Origin of the sequence: Bacillus sp. 1NLA3E (genome assembly GCF_000242895.2) — a bacterium.
Classification (GTDB): Bacteria; Bacillota; Bacilli; order Bacillales; family Cytobacillaceae; genus Bacillus_BU.
This window is the reverse complement of sequence record NC_021171.1, coordinates 3,344,980-3,364,126: the sequence shown is the minus strand read 5'-3', so window position 1 is coordinate 3,364,126 and position 19,147 is coordinate 3,344,980. Positions and strand designations below refer to the sequence as shown.

Here is a 19,147-nt window from a genome sequence, read left to right as displayed (position 1 = left end):
GGAGCGGTTCTAACATGATAAAAAAATTATTGATTGCAAACCGAGGAGAAATCGCTGTACGTGTTATTAGAGCTTGTCGCGAACTTGGAATAGAGTCAGTAGCCGTTTATTCTGAAGCGGATAAGGATTCTCTTCACGTCCAAATTGCCGATGAAGCTTATTGTATTGGCCCAACTGCTTCAAAGGATAGCTATTTAAATACTACGAATATTATTAGTGTGGCAAAGAAAACTGAGTGTGATGCTATTCACCCTGGGTATGGTTTTTTGGCCGAAAATGCAGATTTTGCCGAGTTGTGTCGTGATGTGAACATTATTTTTGTTGGTCCAACTCCTGAAGCAATTAACAAAATGGGAACGAAGGATGTTGCCCGTGAAACGATGAAGGAAGCTGGGGTACCAATTGTTCCAGGTTCACAAGGAATTATTAAAGATGTGAATGATGCCATTCACCTTGCAACCGAAATGGGATATCCTGTTATCATTAAGGCTACTGCTGGTGGCGGAGGTAAAGGAATTCGTGTTGCTCGTGATGAAGATGAATTAGTAAAAGGTATTAATATTACCCAGCAAGAAGCTTTAACTGCGTTTGGAAATCCAGGTGTATACATTGAAAAGTTTATTGAGGATTTCCGTCATGTTGAGATTCAGGTTTTAGCTGACCAACATGGAAACGTTCTTCACCTTGGGGAACGTGATTGCACGATTCAAAGAAGACTTCAAAAACTTCTTGAAGAGTCTCCATCACCTGCACTTGATGGCGAAACTCGTAAAGAAATGGGTGAAGCAGCAGTAAAAGCTGCAAAAGCAGTTGATTATACTGGTGCTGGCACGATAGAATTTATATATGATTATCGCAATCGGAAATACTATTTCATGGAAATGAATACTCGGATTCAAGTTGAGCACCCAGTAACAGAAATGGTTACGGGTATTGACTTAATTAAAGAGCAAATTAAAGTTGCTTCTGGCGAGCGTCTTCAATATACCCAGGATGAAGTTACTTTCAATGGTTGGGCAATTGAATGTCGGATTAACGCCGAAAATCCATTGAAAAACTTTATGCCATCACCAGGTAAAATTAATATGTATTTAACTCCTGGTGGTTATGGAGTTCGGATTGATTCAGCTGCTTACCCTGGTTATTCAATTCCACCATATTATGATTCCATGATTGCGAAAGTCATTACTTACGGAAACAGCCGTGAAGAAGCGATTGCAAAAATGAAGAGAGCGTTGGGCGAATTTGTTATTGAAGGAATTCATACAACGATTCCATTCCATCTAAAGCTTCTTAACAATGAAACATTTGTGGAAGGGCAATTCAATACGAAATTTTTAGAATTGCATGATGTGATGAAGGAAGACTAACTGGAGGTGCTATTTAGGATGAGTGAGAATATCTTGGAGATGAATCAAGGAAATAATGGGCATGGCAAGGTTGAAATTGCACCTGAAGTGATTGAAGTAATTGCTGGAATCGCTGCGGCAGAGATTGAGGGAGTTTCCCAAATGCGTGGGAACTTCGCCGCCGGCGTAGTAGAACGATTAGGGAAAAAAAATCATGGTAAAGGGGTCAAGGTTGAACTTTCGGATGAAGGCATTAAAGTAGATGTTTATTGCATTCTAAAATTTGGAGTCTCCATTCCGAATGTCGCCCAACAAATCCAAGACAATATTCGCCAAGCACTTCTGAATATGACGGCTCTTGAACCAGTAGAAGTAAACATTCATATTGTCGGAATTCAATTCGAAAATCAAAAGACTGAACCCGACTTTGAACAAGAGGTTTAATCAGAAACCAAAGACACCGTATCGTGTCTTTGGTTTTTCACTTTAAAGGACCATAACTAATCATATTATAAATTTTATAGCTTCGTCTTTCTCTGTTATGTAAATTTTCTTCCTTACCTGGCTATAATTTATTAACAAAAATAGAGAGAAGGGTGCGAAGTATTTTTACATGTGCTATTATCTTTGTAGGAAATCGGTTAATAAAGCCGTAAAGGAGTATTTATTTTGATGAAAAGAAGAACAGCAAGAGAAAAGGCCCTACAGGCATTGTTTCAAATTGATATGAGTCAATCACAACCAATGGAAGCCATTGAGAATGTTTTAGAAGACCAACCACATGATGAGTATTTAACACATTTAGTTACAGGTGTTGTCTTACATAAACAGCAAATCGATGAAATGATTAAAGGCAGCTTAGAGAAATGGACAATAGAACGATTAGCAATTGTTGATCGTAATCTAATGAGAATCGCCGTGTTTGAGTTATTGTTTTGTAAAGAAAGTGTCCCGGCGAATGTTGTCCTTGACGAAGCGATTGAAATTGCTAAATTATTTGGTGATGATCAGTCCAGCCGATTTGTGAATGGAGTTTTATCAAAAATTAAAGAACAAATCAATAGTCTTTAAAAGCTTTTGGAACAAGGGGGAGTAGGTATGTCAGCTGTACTTATTGATGGAAAACAAATTGCAAAAAAGAAAAAGAATGAAATAGCCCAAGAGGTAGAAACATTAAAAAAAGCAGGAATTACTCCAGGGTTGGCAGTTATCCTAGTCGGAAATAATTCTGCTTCACAAACTTACGTGAAGAGTAAACAGAAATCTTGTCTTGAGTTAGGAATGTACTCACTTTTGATCGAGATGCCTGAATCAACCAGTGAGCAGGAACTCTTAAACAAAATTGATGAGTTAAATAAGGATGACGCAATCCATGGGATTCTTGTGCAGTTACCATTACCTTCACAAATTAATGAATCCAACATTATTGAAGCTATTATCCCTGAGAAGGATGTAGATGGGTTTCATCCAATCAACATAGGGAAAATGATGACTGGAAAAGATGCCTTTTTACCGTGTACACCATACGGGGTTATGGTAATGTTGAAGGAAATGGATATTGAAATTGCAGGACGCCATGTTGTTGTTGTCGGTCGAAGTAATATTGTCGGGAAACCCTCTGGACAATTATTTTTAAACGAAAATGCAACGGTTACTTATTGTCATTCAAAAACAGTTGACATTAAATCTTTCACAAAAAGTGCAGATATTCTTGTGGTTGCAATTGGTAGGGCGAATTTTATTACCGCCGATTATGTGAAAAAGGGTGCAGTAGTCATTGATGTCGGGATGAATCGAAACAGTGAGGGCAAGCTGTGCGGGGATGTTGATTTTGAGCAAGTGAAGGAAATTGCTGGCTATATCACACCGGTTCCTGGAGGAGTTGGCCCAATGACGATTACGATGCTTATGTATAATACACTGAAATCAGCAAAGTGGGTTCAACAAAAACTTCAAAGCACAAGTGAAGTGCGTTAATGGAGGAAACCTATTCCAACTTTATTAATTTTGATTTTCCAATTCATTCCTGACCAAGGTGCGAATTGGAATTCTAAATTTATAATAAATGGGATAGGTTTTTATTTTTGATAAAAGGCTGTTTTCGAAAACATTGTTGCAATTAGTGAAGTGGTTGATTTCCGCTCCAGGTACTTGCTTTCCACGGGGCGGGCGGTGAGCCTCCTCGGCGCTAAAGCGCCTGTGGGGTCTCACCTGTCCCGCTGCTCCCGCAGGAGTCAAGCACCTTCCGCTCCAATCAGCTTCATTTTCAACGGTATGAATTCAAAACTCGTTCAAAAACAACAATCTTTAAGAAAACAGCCTAATAAAAAGATAATGAGGTTTTTTCGGTAGCTTATTTTTAGTGGAAAGGAGTTAAACATGGAACAACGTTATTTAACGGTAAATGCATTAACTAAATACATAAAAAGAAAGTTTGACGCTGATCCGCATTTGCAGGACTGTTATGTCAAAGGCGAAATATCTAATTTCAAACAACATTCCAGTGGACATATGTATTTTACGCTAAAGGATGATAAAGCAAGACTCCTGGCGATTATGTTTGCGAGTGCTAACAGGAGCATGAAATTTAAACCTGAAAATGGCATGCAGGTATTAGTTAGTGGAGATCTTTCAGTATACGAAGCAAGCGGACAATACCAAATCTATATAAAAGATATGAAACCAGATGGAGTTGGGGAATTGTTCCTCGCTTTTGAACAACTAAAAGCAAAATTAACAGAAGAAGGTTTATTTTCGCCTGAAAATAAACTAGCACTTCCAAAATACCCAAAAACGGTAGGGGTTGTAACATCTCCAACAGGGGCAGCAATTCGTGATATTGTTTCGACCATTAAAAGGCGGTACCCAATCGCCAATATTTTATTGCTACCTGCGCTTGTTCAAGGAGATCAGGCGGCTGCTTCAATCGCAAAAGCGATTAAATACGCAAATACAACAGGAAAGATTGATGTGTTGATTATTGGTCGTGGTGGAGGTTCCATTGAGGAGTTATGGGCTTTTAATGAAGAGGTGGTTGCAAGGGCAATTTTTTCTTCAAAAATACCAATTATTTCTGCAGTTGGACACGAAACTGATTTTACAATTGCTGACTTTGTTGCGGACCTTAGAGCTCCGACTCCAACTGCAGCAGCAGAGTTAGCCGTCCCACATATTGATGAATTAATCGAGAGAATCTTAAATCGACAAACCAGAATGCTGCGGGCGATGAAGGAAAAAATCAGCTCGCAAAACGAGCGATTAAACCGACTAAATAAATCCTATGCGTTCCGGTACCCACATAAGCTATACCAACAAAAACTCGAACAACTCGACAGGCAGACCGAACAGCTCGTACGGGGATCGAAAAAAATGCTTGATTTAAAAAAAATGCAGCTTGAAAACCAACATAGACGTCTCTTACGGAATGCACCAGATAAAAAAATAATTGAAGCCAAAGAAGAGCAATTCCGATTAAAGAAAGCTTTAAATCGAGCGATGCAAAATATTCTATCTAAAAAGCAAACTGACTTTTCACACAGGATAGCAAAGCTTGAAGCATTAAGTCCGCTCAAGGTGATGGAAAGAGGATACAGTCTTATTTTTACAGAAGATCAAAAACTGGTAAGTAAGGTATCCCAAGTGAAGCAAGATGAAGAAATATCCGTGAGGTTGGCAGACGGAAGCTTACAATGTAAAGTAATCGACATTAAAGGAGAGTTACTAGATGGCTAAAGAACAAATTTTATCATTTGAAGAAGCGATGGAAAAATTGGAGGTCCTTGTTGAAAGGCTTGAAGAAGGCGATGTGCCCCTTGAAGAAGCCATTTCAATTTATAAAGAAGGGATGGGGCTGTCGAAGCTCTGTCATGATAAATTAAAACAGGTTGAAGATTCACTTACGCAAATATTAACTGATGATGGCCAAATTGCTAGTTTTACCATTAATGAGGAGGAATAACGTTGTCTAATCAATCATTGGCCTCTTTTTCAAAAGAACATAAAAATCTACTTGAGAGTCAAATGGAGGCATTAATAAAAAAACTTCATGCACCAGACATTCTAAAAGAATCCATGCTTTATTCGTTAAAAGCTGGGGGAAAACGGATTCGCCCATTACTTTTGTTTGCTACTTTACAGGCCTTTGGAATGGATCCGAGAAAGGGTTTGTATCCTGCAGTAGCAATAGAAATGATTCATACTTATTCATTGATACATGACGATCTTCCAAGCATGGATAACGATGACCTTCGGCGCGGAAAGCCGACTAATCATAAGGTGTTTGGTGATGCTGTTGCCATTTTAGCTGGGGATGGTTTATTAACCTACAGTTTTCAGGTTTTGAGTGAAATGCCGGAGCAAGATAGCGATGTCCGGACAAAGGTTGGTTTAATTTCCTTACTTGCCCAAGCTGCGGGTGCAGAAGGGATGGTAGGTGGACAAGTTGCTGATATTGAGGGTGAAGGAAAACATCTGAATTTAACTGAATTGGAATATATCCATTTACATAAAACAGGCAAGTTATTAGTTTGCTGTGTCATGTCGGGGGCATTAATGGCGAATGCAAGTAAAGAACAGGCCAGCAATCTCGAAGCATTTGCGAAACATTTAGGGATGGCCTTTCAAATTCGTGATGATATTTTAGATTTAGAGGGAAATGAGGAATTAATCGGGAAGCCGATTGGAAGTGACGAGGAAAACTTAAAAAATACCTATCCCTCATTGTTGACGATGGATGGGGCAAAAAAAGCAATGCAACAGCACTTTGAGGCATCCAAATATCATTTAGGGTTAGCTCAATTAAATACCAAAATGTTGGGGGAAATTGCCGACCTTGTTGTAGCTAGGGAATATTAACATTCGGTGAAATTTGAAGAAGGTTTGAGACGACATTATTTTTATGATATAATACAGCCGAAGTATAATTTGATACTTGTACTAATACGAACGAATATACTAAAGGCATTAGTTAGAATAAAGTTTTTGTCCAAAGGATTTAAGCAACTGGCGTCGAGTAGTTAAGCGCCTTGTGCTTGATAAAAATTGGACATTACGGTTGCCGTTATCACTTCTGTGTTAGCGGCTATTTTTTCAATTATTTATCAAATACTAGATATCATTTAGTACGAAAAATATCAGTATTCTGTCGTCAGAACTTAGAAACGAAAGTGAGTGATCCGTTAAATGGATCTTTTATCAATTAAAGACCCTTCCTTCCTTAAAGGGCTAACCAATCAGGAATTGGAACAACTAAGTAAAGAAATTCGCAAATTTTTGATAGAAAAATTATCAAAAACAGGGGGACATATTGGGCCCAATTTAGGTGTCGTCGAATTAACGATTGCACTACATAGATGTTTTGAAAGTCCAAAGGATAAGATTATTTGGGATGTCGGACATCAGGCCTATGTTCATAAAATACTAACTGGACGTGCATCAGAATTTGATACATTACGTCAATTTCATGGATTAAGTGGCTTCCCGAAACGTGGTGAAAGCGAACATGATGTTTGGGAGACGGGACACAGCTCAACCTCATTGTCTGCTGCGATGGGCATGGCAATTGCAAGAGATCTTAAAAAAGAGAAATCCTATATTCTTCCTGTCATCGGTGATGGTGCATTAACCGGAGGAATGGCATTAGAAGCGTTAAATCATATAGGTCACGAAAAGAAAAACATGATTGTGATTTTGAATGATAATGAAATGTCGATTGCTCCAAATGTGGGAGCCTTGCATACTGTTCTAGGAAGACTAAGAACAGCCGGAAAATACAACTGGGTTAAAGATGAACTAGAAATCCTTCTAAAAAAGGTGCCAGCAGTTGGTGGGAAACTTGCTGCCACTGCTGAAAGGATTAAGGACAGCTTAAAATATTTATTCGTTTCAGGAATGTTTTTTGAAGAATTAGGTTTTACTTATTTAGGTCCAGTCGATGGCCATAATTTTGAAGAGCTATTTGAAAACTTAACCAATGCCAAAAAAATTGAAGGGCCAGTCCTTTTACATGTTATTACTAAAAAGGGAAAAGGCTATCAACCTGCTGAGAGCGACAAAACAGGAACATGGCATGGAACGGGTCCCTATAAAATTGAAACAGGTGCGTTTGTAAAACCAGTTAACCCACCTCCAGCCTGGAGTTCACTTGTGAGTGAAACGGTTCGGAGATTGGCCAGAACTGATTCAAGAATTGTGGCTATTACACCTGCGATGCCAGTCGGATCAAAGCTTGAAGGCTTTGCAAGCGAGTTTCCAGATCGAATGTTTGATGTCGGCATTGCCGAACAGCATGCAGCAACTGTAGCAGCGGGACTTGCAACACAAGATATGAAACCATTTTTGGCTATTTATTCAACTTTCCTTCAAAGAGCATACGACCAAGTTGTTCATGATATCTGTCGGCAAAATTTAAATGTATTTATTGGCATTGACAGAGCAGGGTTGGTTGGAGCAGATGGTGAAACTCATCAGGGGGTATTTGATATCGCCTTTTTACGACATGTGCCTAACCTTGTATTAATGATGCCTAAAGATGAGAATGAAGGGCAGCATATGGTCAATACAGCGGTACAATATAATGATGGCCCAATTGCCATGCGTTATGCACGTGGGAATGGTCTTGGTGTCCCAATGGATAAGGAGTTAAAGACAATTGAAATCGGGACATGGGAGGTTTTGAAAGAGGGTAAGGATGCCGCTATTCTAACCTTTGGTACAACAATCCCAATGGCAATGGAGGCTTCAGGTATTTTAGAAAAACTTGGATATTCAATCAAGGTTGTGAACGCACGTTTCATTAAACCACTAGATGAAAGTTTATTGGGTCAGATTCTAGTTGATAATATTCCAATTTTAACGATAGAGGAAGCCATTCTTCAAGGTGGATTTGGTAGTTCGGTGTTAGAATTTGCTCATGATCACGGACATTATCAAGCGATCATTGACCGAATGGGGATTCCGGACCAATTCGTTGAACATGGAGATGTTAATGCATTGTTAAAAGAAATCGAATTGACTACCGAAAATGCAGTTAAGAAGCTGCAAATTCTTGCCGGAAAGAAACAGCAAAGGGCATGAAGATGAAAATTAAAAAAGAACGAGTAGACGTTTTATTAGTAGATAGAGGTCTTATTGAAACAAGAGAAAAGGCTAAACGCGCAATTATGGCTGGCCTAGTATACAGTAATGAAATGCGACTGGATAAACCTGGCGAAAAAGTGAATGAGGATATCCAGTTAACGATAAAGGGCAATGTCTTGCCCTATGTAAGCCGTGGAGGATTAAAGCTTGAGAAGGCGCTTAAGGCATTTGATATTGACGTGAATGAAAAAATTATGATTGATATTGGCTCGTCTACGGGTGGATTTACTGATTGCGCTTTGCAAAATGGAGCCGCGATGTCTTACGCAGTCGACGTAGGCTATAATCAGCTCGCCTGGAAGCTCCGACAGGATGAACGGGTTGAGGTTATGGAACGAACTAATTTTCGTTATATGACCCCTGCAGACCTCCAGAGAGGGATGCCTAATTTTGCATCAATCGATGTATCGTTTATTTCCTTACGGATAATCTTTCCGGTTTTAAAAACACTCCTTGTCCCTGGAAGTAATATTGTGGCGCTTGTTAAGCCTCAGTTTGAAGCTGGACGAGAACAGGTTGGTAAAAAAGGAATTGTTAGAGATCCATCTGTTCATGAAAGTGTTCTCGAGAAAATGATTGAGTTTTCAAGTGGCATTGGGTATACAATTGTTAATCTATCCTTTTCTCCGATTACCGGAGGGGACGGCAATATTGAGTTTCTTCTTCATTTACGATGGGATGGGGAGGATGCAACCACCGGAGAAATATTATTGTCTCAAACTCCGGCTCAAGTAGTAGCGGAGGCTCATCGGGAATTAAAAAAGAAAAAAACAACTGAGGAATAAGCGAGTTGCTGCTTATTCCTTTTCTATATCTATGTAATTTTTTGCAAAATGTTGATTGGAGTGGAAGGCATGAAGACTCCTGCGGAGGCTCACTGCCCGCCCTTAAGGTGCGCGAGTGCCTGGAACGGAAATCAACATTCTAGTTTAACAGAGCCTATCTAATAAGAATGATTGTGTCTAATTCGTGAAAAGTTGTACTTCTTGTTAAATATCGGCTACCATATTATTATAATTACAACAAATTGCGCGAACTTTCGAGTGAATATTTTTTGAGGTGAAATGATGAACAAAGGTCAACGACATATAAGAATACGTGAATTAATTGCAAACAACGATATCGAAACACAGGATGAGCTTGTCGACCGTTTGAAGAACGCGGGATTTAACGTCACCCAAGCTACAGTATCAAGGGATATTAAAGAGTTACATCTTGTGAAAGTACCATTAATGGATGGCAGATATAAATATAGTTTACCTGCTGATCAACGTTTTAACCCATTACAAAAGTTAAAAAGAGCCTTAATGGATGCATTTGTAAAAATCGATAATTCCAGTCATTTGCTCGTAATGAAAACATTGCCTGGAAATGCAATGGCAATCGGTGCTTTAATTGACCATCTTGAATGGGATGAAATCATGGGAACCATTTGCGGTGATGATACGATATTGATCATTTGCAGAACACCAGAAAACACAGAGATTATCTCTAAACGCTTTCTGGATATGCTTTAAGCTGAGGTGACAGACTATGCTAAGTGAATTATCGATTCGAAACTTTGCTATTATTGAAGAGTTGTCCATTTCATTTGAAAAAGGTTTAACGGTATTAACCGGTGAAACCGGAGCGGGGAAATCGATTATTATCGATGCCATCCATCTTCTCGTAGGAGGCAGAGGATCTTCTGAGTTTATTCGACATGGAGAGGAAAAGGCTGAAATCGAAGGACTATTTCTTATAGAAGATCCCGGCCACCCATCTTTTGAGAAAGCCAAGGAAATTGGAGTCGAAATCGAAGATGGAATGGTGGTTTTACGCAGAGATATGACCCGAAGCGGGAAAAGTGTTTGCCGTGTAAATGGAAAACTGGTAACAATCGCTGTGTTGCGAGAGTTTGGCGGAACTTTGATTGACATTCATGGTCAACACGAACATCAAGAACTCATGAATGAATCCAAACACCTATCATTATTAGACCAATTTGGTGGAAGTAATATTACAACAGCTCTTTTAGAATATCAAAGAGTGTACAAACGATATGATGAGACCTTAGCACGATTAAAAGCACTCAGTGAAAATGAACAAAAAATGGCTCACCGGCTTGATTTAATTCAATTTCAGCTTGAAGAAATTCATAAGGCAGATTTGAATTTACACGAGGATGAAATACTATTTGAAGAAAAGGGAAAGCTGTCAAATTTCGAAAGAATATTTGCGGCACTTCAGGCAGGATATTCAGCACTTTCTGGGGAACAGGCTGGTTTAGATTGGATTGGAATGGCCATGGGTCATCTTGAGAATGCTGCCGAGCTGGATGATGAATACAAAGAGATGTATGAGTCCGTATCAAATAGTTTTTACCAAATGGAGGATACCATTCACTCGTTACGAAATAAACTCGAGGTAATGGAATACGATCCACGGCGGATAAATGAAATTGAAGAAAGACTGACTGAAATAAATCAACTAAAACGTAAATACGGGAAAACAATCGAAGAAATTCTCGAGTATGCAGCTAAAATTGAAGAAGAAATTGAAACAATACAGAACAAAGAAACGCATATTCACCAGCTTGAAACTGAGCTGGCCTCACTAACAAAAGATTTACGTTTAGAGGCTAAACAAATGAGTGATCTCCGAAAAAAATCCGCAAAAACTCTTTCTAAGTTAATCCATCGTGAGTTAAAAGAACTCTACATGGAAAAAACAATATTTGAAGTCAATTTTAAGCATTATGACGGATTTTATAAGAATGGAACAGATATTGTTGAGTTTTTCATTTCAACGAACCCCGGTGAGCCATTGAAGCCTTTAGCAAAAATCGCCTCTGGTGGAGAAATGTCTCGTATCATGCTGGCATTGAAAAGTATTTTTTCTATTCATCAAGGAGTAACATCTATTATCTTTGATGAAGTTGATACTGGAGTTAGCGGAAGAGTGGCACAGGCTATTGGAGAAAAAATACACAAAATCTCAAATAATTCACAGGTTCTTTGTATTTCACATTTACCGCAAGTTGCGGCAATGGCGGACATGCATCTGTTTATTACCAAGAAAACAAAGGACGGAAGAACAAAAACTTCAGTCACTCCTTTAACGGAAAAGGAGAAAATTGGAGAAATTAGCAGAATGATTTCTGGAGTGGAAATTACTGATTTAACAAGGCAACATGCAGAGGAATTATTGCATTTAGCCCACGAAATGAAGCCATAACATGCAAAGCTATCCAACTCGGGTAGCTTTTTTATATTGTTGGCAGTTATAAATGGCTCAGAAGCAGGCAAAATTAAAGATGTAGCCAACAATTGTGTGTGGACTAGAAGCGAGGAGAGTGAAGGATTTGAAATATGATCAACTTAGAAAAATAATTGGTGGAATTCTCCTTGTTTCATTAATTGCTCTAGGGTTCTTTAAACCCTTTCAAGAATATATCTCAATTCCCAACCAGATTACCCTTTTCGAGGGTCAAAATTATAAACTTTCGAAAGCTGTTTCTGTTTCAGCATCACTATCAAAAGATGATCAAACGATTCAAATGGCTCAAAACTCAAAATCGTTATCCGTACATGCAAATCAACAAGGAAATGATGAAATGGTGTTAAACCTTGCTGGTATTCCGATAAAAAAAGTGGATGTCAATGTGTTAAAAGATTTTAAGGTCATTCCAGGTGGACAATCAATAGGAGTAAAACTGAATACAGTTGGCGTCTTGGTGGTTGGACACCATCAAGTGGACACACCTACCGGAAAAACTTCACCAGGAGAGCTAGCAGGAATAAAAATTGGTGACATCATTACCCAAATAAATGGTAAGCGAATTGAACAAATGACAGATGTTGCCCCTTATGTACAGGATTCTGGAAAAACCGGAGTACCCCTAGATATTGTTGTTACTCGTGAAAGCGAAAAATTCACGGCTAAACTGAAACCAATGATGGATAAAGATGAACAAACTTATAAGTTGGGGTTATATATCCGAGATTCTGCTGCTGGGATTGGGACGATGACATTTTATCATCCTGAATCTAATAAGTATGGTGCACTCGGACATGTGATTTCAGACATGGATACAAAAAAACCAATTGTAGTTCAAGATGGTCAGATTGTTCGGTCCACTGTTACCTCAATTGAAAAAGGAAGCAATGGGGACCCAGGGGAAAAACTGGCTCGTTTTTCTTCCGACCGTGAGGTAATCGGTGATATAAAAAGAAACAGTCCGTTTGGAATATTTGGTGCATTAAATAAAAACATTAAAAATGGTGTATTGGATAAACCAATGCCAATTGCATTATCACATCAAGTAAAAGAAGGACCAGCTCAAATTTTAACAGTTGTTGATGATGATAAAGTGGATCTTTTCGATATCGAAATCGTTAGTACAATTCCCCAAAAGTTTCCGGCAACAAAAGGAATGGTCATTAAAGTTACCGATCCAAAATTGCTCGAAAAAACAGGTGGGATAGTGCAAGGAATGAGTGGAAGCCCAATCATTCAAAATGGGAAAGTAGTTGGCGCAGTTACCCATGTATTCGTAAATGATCCAACTAGTGGGTATGGCGTTCATATCGAATGGATGTTGAATGAGGCAGGAATCGATATATACCAAAAATCGCATGAAAGAGCTTCGTAAAAAAAATAGGCGAGTAATCGCCTATTTTTTATGGTAAAATTATACTTGATAAAGTTGCCTTAAATATTTTTCGACAAAACCAAAGCTATTTAGTATGACAACTGCCGAAACTAGTCGAAACGGTTAGAATAAGCGAGAATAAATCAGATATGATAGATTTTTTAGAAAATTTTAAATAAAACAAAAGGATTTTCAGTTGCATTGTCGAATTTCTCAATTAGTATAGAACACAGGGATAGGTATAAGAAGAAAACAAAGGGACTGAGGAGGAAACGATTAGTGAAAAAAATAAAAGTGTGCGTTGTTGATGACAATAGAGAATTAGTTGGATTATTAGAGGAATACATTTCATCCTTGGATGATATGGAAATTGTCGGAGTTGCTCATAACGGTCAAGAATGTCTCGATATTTTAGAAGACACCACTCCAGATGTTCTTGTTTTAGATATTATTATGCCACATTTAGATGGTCTTGCTGTATTGGAAAAACTTCGTGAAACGAAAAGAAGTAACTTTCCAAATGTAATAATGCTAACTGCGTTCGGACAGGAAGATGTTACGAAGAAAGCAGTTGAATTGGGTGCATCGTATTTTATTCTTAAACCATTTGATATGGAAAATTTAGCTAACCACATTCGTCAGGTTAGTGGCCAAACCAATACTGGTATGAGAAAGTCAGCGCAGTCCCCGTATCGTCCAGCTCAATCAGAGCAAAAGCCTAAAAATTTAGATGCATGTATCACGAGCATTATTCACGAAATTGGCGTACCAGCACATATTAAGGGTTATATGTATTTGAGAGAGGCAATTTCTATGGTCTATAATGACATTGAACTGCTTGGATCGATTACAAAAGTTCTATACCCTGATATTGCAAAGAAATTTAATACAACCGCAAGCCGAGTTGAACGGGCAATCCGCCACGCAATCGAAGTAGCGTGGAGTCGGGGCAATATCGATTCAATTTCTTCTCTGTTTGGCTACACCGTCAGCATGACAAAAGCAAAACCAACAAATTCGGAATTTATCGCGATGGTTGCAGATAAACTAAGATTAGAGCATAAAGCATCATAATTTTGGAATAAGGGGTTAGACTTCCAACAATTATCAATATTTAGTTACCTATTGTTTTATTGGGTTTCAGATATTGTATTGTGGAGTCTAACCCCTTAATTGTTTATTTTTCTTTTGGAGGGAGAGACCTTTATGACTTTGATTTTTGCACACCGCGGTTATTCGGCGTTAAACCCAGAAAATACGTTGAAGGCATTTGTTGAAGCTGAAAAGGCAGGAGCAGATGGGGTGGAATTGGACGTTCAAATGACCAAGGATGGAGAATTGGTTGTGATCCATGATGAAAAAATTGACCGAACAACTGATGGAACAGGATATGTTAAGGATTTAACCTATAACGAATTGAAGAAATACAATGCGGGACACAAATTTAAAAAGTGGTTTCAAAAAACAACGATTCCTACACTTCAAGAGGTATTTGAATGGATGACTTCTAATAATCTACACTGTAATATTGAATTGAAAAATGGCATCATACCTTATATTGGCATGGAGGAAAAGGTGATCGATCTTATTAGAAGGTACCGATTAAGCGATCGAATCATTATTTCTTCCTTCAATCACTACAGTATTGTTTATAGCTATCGACTTGCACCTGAGATAGAAACAGCACCTTTATTATCCGAGTCCCTTTATATGCCGTGGATATATGCACAATCGATTCAAGCACGGGGAATTCATCCAAAATATTTCCGAGGCTTAGAAGATATTTTCAAACAATCTATCGCTAACGGGATAGCTGTTCGACCGTACACTGTGAACAAGGATCCTGCTTTAAAGCGTTTGTTTGCACTAGGTTGCAGTGCGGTCATAACAGATGATCCTCTTAAAGCTGTTAACCTCAGAAAAGAGTACCAATAAAAAAGAAGGCTCTTTTCTAAAAGATCGTTGTTTTTTTAATAGGTTTTTGGAAAGAAAACCGTTAAGAAAGAAGTTGATTGGAGTGGAAGGCGCGAAGACTCCTGCGGGAGCAGCGGGACAGGTGAGACCCCGCAGGCGCTAAAGCGCCGAGGAGGCTCACCGCCCGCCCCGCGGAAAGCGAAGCGTCTGGAACGGAAATCAACAGACCTGTTGAACTGCCTAATTATTATAAAAAATTAACGCGGTTCACTGCTAAATTTTTTAGGCGAAATAATAGGCTGTCGAGAGTTTACGACAGCCTAGAAAGACCACTATGGTCTTTCTTTTTTTTGAAATCGTGTTTGTACTTTATTCCCCTTGCGATCCTTATGCAAAATAAATCCGGCAATAAAACCTAACCCCAATAAAAATGATAATAACCCGATAATAAACTGTAACCATAAAGTTGGAATGGGTTGTTGTAAAATGCCAAACACCATATCACGCATTAACTTGATTCCTAAAGCAGCCATAAATCCGGGGATTAACATGATTACCAACGCAATAATTCGATCCATATACTAAGTTCCCTTCAGAAATAATCTTACGAAAATCATAATTCATATTTAATATTTGTCAAGGTAAACGAATCCTTTTAAGATGAGAGGGAGGCTGTGAAATATACTGCAGGGTATTTAAAAAAATGTATGAAAAATTTTGCTGAAACGTGAGGGGATATAAGTGCAAACGGTCATGATTGTTGGTGCTGGAAAAGGTGGCACAGCTATTTTCAAAATTCTCAAGGAAACGGCAGCATTTGACATAAAGGTGGTTATTGATAAAAGCAAAACTGCCCCAGGGGTAAAATTGGCGTTTGAAGAAGGAATTCAGATTGGAACAGATTGGCGTCCTTTTATCAATGAAGGAATTGATATAGTCATTGAAGTGACCGGTGATCCTATGATTTTTGAAACGTTAAGGAGATCAGCTGGAAAAAAGACGCTTTTGATTCCTGGAAGTGTCGCCTTCCTTTTCGCGTTGTTGATGGAGGAAAAGGAAAAACTTATTTCAAAGCTTCAAAACCAAACCTATGAGCATGATTTAATTTTTGATTCTGCTGATGAAGGTATGATTGTCATTAATAATCATTCGCGTATTATCCTGTTTAATAAGAGTGCAGAAAAAATAACAGGAATAAGTAAGAGTCGGGCAATTGGCAACCATATCCTTGAGATCATTCCAAATAGTAAGCTTCCGTTTGTCTTAGAAACCCGGAGATTGGAAGCAAATCAAGAACTGCTGTTAGAAAATGGACTGAAAATCATTACCACTCGAATTCCGATGATTAATGAAAGTGGATATTTAATGGGTGCTTTTTGTGTTTTTAAAGATATTTCTGAAATCCTTAGCTTAGCTGAAGAAATTACCAACCTTAAGGAAATCCAAACCATGCTTGGGGCCATTATTCAATCAAGTGATGATGCGATATCAGTGGTCGATGAAACGGGAAGAGGCTTAATCATTAATCCAGCCTATACAAGAATTACTGGTTTAACAGAGCAGCAAGTGATTGGTCAACCTGCGACGGCAGATATTTCCGAAGGCGATAGCATGCATATGAAGGTGCTTCAAACAAGAAGACCAGTTCGAGGTGTTCCGATGCGGGTTGGCCCAAATAAACGAGAAGTCATCGTAAATGTTGCTCCAATCATTGTTGATGGAATTTTAAAAGGAAGTGTCGGCGTCATCCATGATGTTTCTGAAATCCAAAGCCTAACTACTGAGCTAACTCGAGCCCGGCAAATTATTCGAACACTAGAAGCAAAATATACTTTTGAGGATATCATTGGTGAATCTGAAGAGATGAACATTGCCATTGAACAGGCTAAATTAGCTGCGAAAACTCCTGCTACCATTTTACTTAGGGGTGAATCGGGAACGGGAAAAGAGTTGTTTGCCCATGCGATACATAATGCAAGTGATCGAAAATACAATAAATTTGTTCGAGTAAATTGTGCGGCTTTAACGGAGTCATTGTTGGAAAGTGAATTGTTTGGATACGAAGAAGGAGCCTTTTCAGGAGCAAAACGTGGCGGGAAACGTGGCTTATTTGAGGAAGCGAACAATGGAAGTATTTTATTAGATGAGATCGGTGAATTGACTGCCAGCACACAAGCTAAGTTATTGAGGGTATTACAAGAACGTGAAATTGTTAGGGTAGGGGGTACAAAACCAATTTCTATCAATGTTCGAATCATCGCCGCTACGAACGTTAATTTGGAAAAAGGCATTGCCCAAGGCACTTTTAGGGAAGACTTATACTACCGTTTGAATAGGATGCCCATTCAAATCCCCCCTTTACGGAGAAGGATTGAGGATATTCCTGCTTTATGTAGCAGACTTATTCAAAAAATTAATCAAGACTATGGACGGAATGTTGAAGGTGTTTCTAATCTATCCATAGATAGACTAATTAACTATGACTGGCCTGGAAATGTAAGAGAACTTGAAAATATCTTAGGCAGAGCCATTATATTTATGAAAAATTATGAAACGATTATTGATGAGTCCCATTTACCCGATTTAAAGGCTGTCACTCATCATAAAATAGCCGATAATAAAACATCAAATTTTGGTGACTCCCAGTCCTTATCGTTGATAATGGAGCGGTATGAGGAATCAATTATTAGGCAGATGTTAAGGGAACATGGTGGTAATAAAACGAAAACGGCAAAAGCGTTGGCCGTATCCGTTCGGAATTTATATTATAAGCTCGAGAAATACGGTCTTGAATAATTTTGCATGCAGTATTTTTCAGGTTTTGCAATTTTTTGCAGGGATTTGATAGTGAAAATCTTAGCAGATGAGTGTTTTTAATTTGGCACAATTATTGCAAGTATATTTAAGAAGTGCATTCTATTTTATTCCCTAGCTCTTGCACTGTGTTCAACAAGTAATGAAGCATCTTGATAGGGAGGATTTTTAGATGGGAATCTTTGAGAATTTGGAAATATACGATTATGAGCAATTAGTATTTTGTCAGGATAAACAATCTGGATTAAAGGCGATTATTGCCATACATGATACAACTTTAGGGCCTGCTTTAGGCGGCACAAGGATGTGGACATACTCATCGGAGGACGATGCAATTGAAGATGCCCTCAGATTAGCAAGAGGAATGACCTATAAGAACGCTGCTGCTGGGCTAAATTTGGGCGGTGGAAAAACTGTAATTATAGGTGATCCTCGCCGCGATAAAAATGAGGAAATGTTTCGTGCTTTTGGCCGCTATATTCAAGGCTTAAACGGCCGGTATATTACTGCAGAAGATGTTGGTACAACAGTTGCAGACATGGATCTAATTCACGAAGAAACAGATTTTGTCACTGGGATTTCTCCCGCCTTTGGTTCTTCGGGAAATCCATCACCAGCTACTGCGTACGGTGTTTATCGAGGGATGAAGGCAGCCGCAAAAGAAGCATTTGGCACTGATTCATTAGAAGGTAAAGTTGTTGCAATTCAAGGTGTTGGTAATGTAGCAATAAACTTGTGCAAACACTTACGTGGAGAAGGTGCTGAATTAATTGTTACCGATATTCATAAAGAGTCTGTCCAAAGAGCGATTGATGAATTTGGGGCAAAAGCGGTAGAACCAGACGAAATATATGGGGTGGTTTGTGATATTTATGCTCCCTGTGCGCTAGGAGCAGTCATTAATGACGAAACTATTCCACGGCTAAAAGCAAAAGTGATTGCAGGGTCAGCGAATAACCAATTAAAAGAAACAAAACACGGTGATATGATTCATGAATTAGGCATTGTCTATGCACCTGATTACGTAATTAACGCTGGTGGAGTTATCAATGTTGCAGATGAATTATACGGATATAATCGAGAGCGAGCCTTGAAAAAGGTCGAAGGCATTTACCAAACAATTAATAAAGTAATTGAAATATCAAAGCGGGATCAAATTCCAACCTATTTGGCAGCTGACCGATTAGCAGAAGAACGAATTGCCAGGATAAGAAATTCCCGCAGCCAATTTTTGTTGAATGGGCACCATATTTTAAGCCGTCGTTAAGGAAAATAGATCAGGACTTTTCTTCTTTTTTGG

17 protein-coding genes are annotated in these 19,147 nt (G+C 38.7%); 16 read left to right on the top strand and 1 reads right to left on the bottom strand.

Annotated features, from left to right (window positions below; translation table 11 throughout):
• Positions 1-14 precede the first annotated feature (14 nt).
• From accC to B1NLA3E_RS16005, 14 genes are all read left to right on the top strand, one after another.
• A complete protein-coding gene (gene accC, locus B1NLA3E_RS16070; protein ID WP_015594892.1) occupies positions 15-1,370 on the top strand; it encodes an acetyl-CoA carboxylase biotin carboxylase subunit in 1,356 nt (451 codons plus the stop codon).
• An 18-nt stretch (positions 1,371-1,388) separates the two neighbouring features.
• The gene (locus tag B1NLA3E_RS16065) at positions 1,389-1,793 is read left to right on the top strand and encodes an Asp23/Gls24 family envelope stress response protein (protein WP_015594891.1); all 405 of its coding nucleotides are present in this window, start codon (positions 1,389-1,391) and stop codon (positions 1,791-1,793) included.
• A 228-nt stretch (positions 1,794-2,021) separates the two neighbouring features.
• Positions 2,022-2,420: a transcription antitermination factor NusB gene (nusB, locus tag B1NLA3E_RS16060; RefSeq protein WP_015594890.1), complete on the top strand. Its 399-nt coding sequence runs from the start codon at positions 2,022-2,024 to the stop codon at positions 2,418-2,420.
• Positions 2,421-2,447: 27 nt separating this feature from the next.
• Positions 2,448-3,326 (top strand): bifunctional methylenetetrahydrofolate dehydrogenase/methenyltetrahydrofolate cyclohydrolase FolD, encoded by an 879-nt coding sequence (gene folD / locus B1NLA3E_RS16055; RefSeq protein ID WP_015594889.1) that lies wholly within the window; start codon positions 2,448-2,450, stop codon positions 3,324-3,326.
• Between the two features lie 402 nt (positions 3,327-3,728).
• On the top strand, positions 3,729-5,081 hold the full coding sequence (xseA, locus tag B1NLA3E_RS16050) for an exodeoxyribonuclease VII large subunit (RefSeq protein ID WP_015594888.1): 1,353 nt from the start codon (positions 3,729-3,731) through the stop codon (positions 5,079-5,081).
• Positions 5,074-5,307, top strand: a complete 234-nt coding sequence (gene xseB / locus B1NLA3E_RS16045) for an exodeoxyribonuclease VII small subunit (protein WP_015594887.1) — start codon at positions 5,074-5,076, stop codon at positions 5,305-5,307. The genes xseA and xseB overlap by 8 nt, the downstream gene beginning before the upstream one ends.
• A gap of 2 nt (positions 5,308-5,309) precedes the next feature.
• Positions 5,310-6,203, top strand: a complete 894-nt coding sequence (locus tag B1NLA3E_RS16040) for a polyprenyl synthetase family protein (protein ID WP_041580608.1) — start codon at positions 5,310-5,312, stop codon at positions 6,201-6,203.
• 327 nt (positions 6,204-6,530) lie between these two features.
• Entirely contained in the window at positions 6,531-8,423 is a 1,893-nt protein-coding gene (gene dxs / locus B1NLA3E_RS16035; protein WP_015594885.1) for a 1-deoxy-D-xylulose-5-phosphate synthase, read from the top strand.
• Positions 8,424-8,425: 2 nt separating this feature from the next.
• Entirely contained in the window at positions 8,426-9,271 is an 846-nt protein-coding gene (locus B1NLA3E_RS16030) for a TlyA family RNA methyltransferase (RefSeq protein WP_015594884.1), read from the top strand.
• Positions 9,272-9,553: 282 nt separating this feature from the next.
• A complete protein-coding gene (ahrC, locus tag B1NLA3E_RS16025) occupies positions 9,554-10,003 on the top strand; it encodes a transcriptional regulator AhrC/ArgR (protein WP_015594883.1) in 450 nt (149 codons plus the stop codon).
• Between the two features lie 16 nt (positions 10,004-10,019).
• Positions 10,020-11,702: a DNA repair protein RecN gene (recN, locus tag B1NLA3E_RS16020; RefSeq protein ID WP_015594882.1), complete on the top strand. Its 1,683-nt coding sequence runs from the start codon at positions 10,020-10,022 to the stop codon at positions 11,700-11,702.
• A gap of 127 nt (positions 11,703-11,829) precedes the next feature.
• Positions 11,830-13,119 carry a SpoIVB peptidase gene (spoIVB, locus tag B1NLA3E_RS16015; protein ID WP_041580607.1) on the top strand — a complete coding sequence of 430 codons (1,290 nt, stop codon included), beginning with the start codon at positions 11,830-11,832 and terminating at the stop codon, positions 13,117-13,119.
• 279 nt (positions 13,120-13,398) lie between these two features.
• Positions 13,399-14,193, top strand: coding sequence for a sporulation transcription factor Spo0A (spo0A, locus tag B1NLA3E_RS16010; RefSeq protein WP_015594880.1), 795 nt, complete (start codon positions 13,399-13,401; stop codon positions 14,191-14,193).
• Positions 14,194-14,325: 132 nt separating this feature from the next.
• Positions 14,326-15,054: a glycerophosphodiester phosphodiesterase gene (locus B1NLA3E_RS16005; RefSeq protein ID WP_041580606.1), complete on the top strand. Its 729-nt coding sequence runs from the start codon at positions 14,326-14,328 to the stop codon at positions 15,052-15,054.
• A 311-nt stretch (positions 15,055-15,365) separates the two neighbouring features.
• On the opposite strand, the gene B1NLA3E_RS16000 is transcribed toward B1NLA3E_RS16005, so the two are convergent.
• A complete protein-coding gene (locus tag B1NLA3E_RS16000) occupies positions 15,366-15,611 on the bottom strand; it encodes a DUF2627 domain-containing protein (RefSeq protein WP_015594878.1) in 246 nt (81 codons plus the stop codon).
• 163 nt (positions 15,612-15,774) lie between these two features.
• Here B1NLA3E_RS16000 and B1NLA3E_RS15995 point away from each other — a divergent pair, with 163 nt between their 5' ends.
• Together B1NLA3E_RS15995 and bcd are read left to right on the top strand one after the other, a co-directional pair.
• The gene (locus B1NLA3E_RS15995) at positions 15,775-17,829 is read left to right on the top strand and encodes a sigma-54 interaction domain-containing protein (RefSeq protein ID WP_041580605.1); all 2,055 of its coding nucleotides are present in this window, start codon (positions 15,775-15,777) and stop codon (positions 17,827-17,829) included.
• 190 nt (positions 17,830-18,019) lie between these two features.
• Positions 18,020-19,114, top strand: a complete 1,095-nt coding sequence (gene bcd / locus B1NLA3E_RS15990; RefSeq protein WP_015594876.1) for a branched-chain amino acid dehydrogenase — start codon at positions 18,020-18,022, stop codon at positions 19,112-19,114.
• Positions 19,115-19,147 lie beyond the last annotated feature (33 nt).

Coding starts and splice junctions, on each gene's coding strand:
- B1NLA3E_RS16065 (WP_015594891.1), top strand. CDS start 1,389: ATGAGTGAGAATATCTTGGAGATGAATCAAGGAAATAATGGGCATGGC.
- nusB (WP_015594890.1), top strand. CDS start 2,022: ATGAAAAGAAGAACAGCAAGAGAAAAGGCCCTACAGGCATTGTTTCAA.
- B1NLA3E_RS16000 (WP_015594878.1), bottom strand. CDS start 15,611: ATGGATCGAATTATTGCGTTGGTAATCATGTTAATCCCCGGATTTATG.
- dxs (WP_015594885.1), top strand. CDS start 6,531: ATGGATCTTTTATCAATTAAAGACCCTTCCTTCCTTAAAGGGCTAACC.
- xseA (WP_015594888.1), top strand. CDS start 3,729: ATGGAACAACGTTATTTAACGGTAAATGCATTAACTAAATACATAAAA.
- bcd (WP_015594876.1), top strand. CDS start 18,020: ATGGGAATCTTTGAGAATTTGGAAATATACGATTATGAGCAATTAGTA.
- folD (WP_015594889.1), top strand. CDS start 2,448: ATGTCAGCTGTACTTATTGATGGAAAACAAATTGCAAAAAAGAAAAAG.
- B1NLA3E_RS16030 (WP_015594884.1), top strand. CDS start 8,426: ATGAAAATTAAAAAAGAACGAGTAGACGTTTTATTAGTAGATAGAGGT.
- ahrC (WP_015594883.1), top strand. CDS start 9,554: ATGAACAAAGGTCAACGACATATAAGAATACGTGAATTAATTGCAAAC.
- B1NLA3E_RS16005 (WP_041580606.1), top strand. CDS start 14,326: ATGACTTTGATTTTTGCACACCGCGGTTATTCGGCGTTAAACCCAGAA.
- accC (WP_015594892.1), top strand. CDS start 15: ATGATAAAAAAATTATTGATTGCAAACCGAGGAGAAATCGCTGTACGT.
- xseB (WP_015594887.1), top strand. CDS start 5,074: ATGGCTAAAGAACAAATTTTATCATTTGAAGAAGCGATGGAAAAATTG.
- recN (WP_015594882.1), top strand. CDS start 10,020: ATGCTAAGTGAATTATCGATTCGAAACTTTGCTATTATTGAAGAGTTG.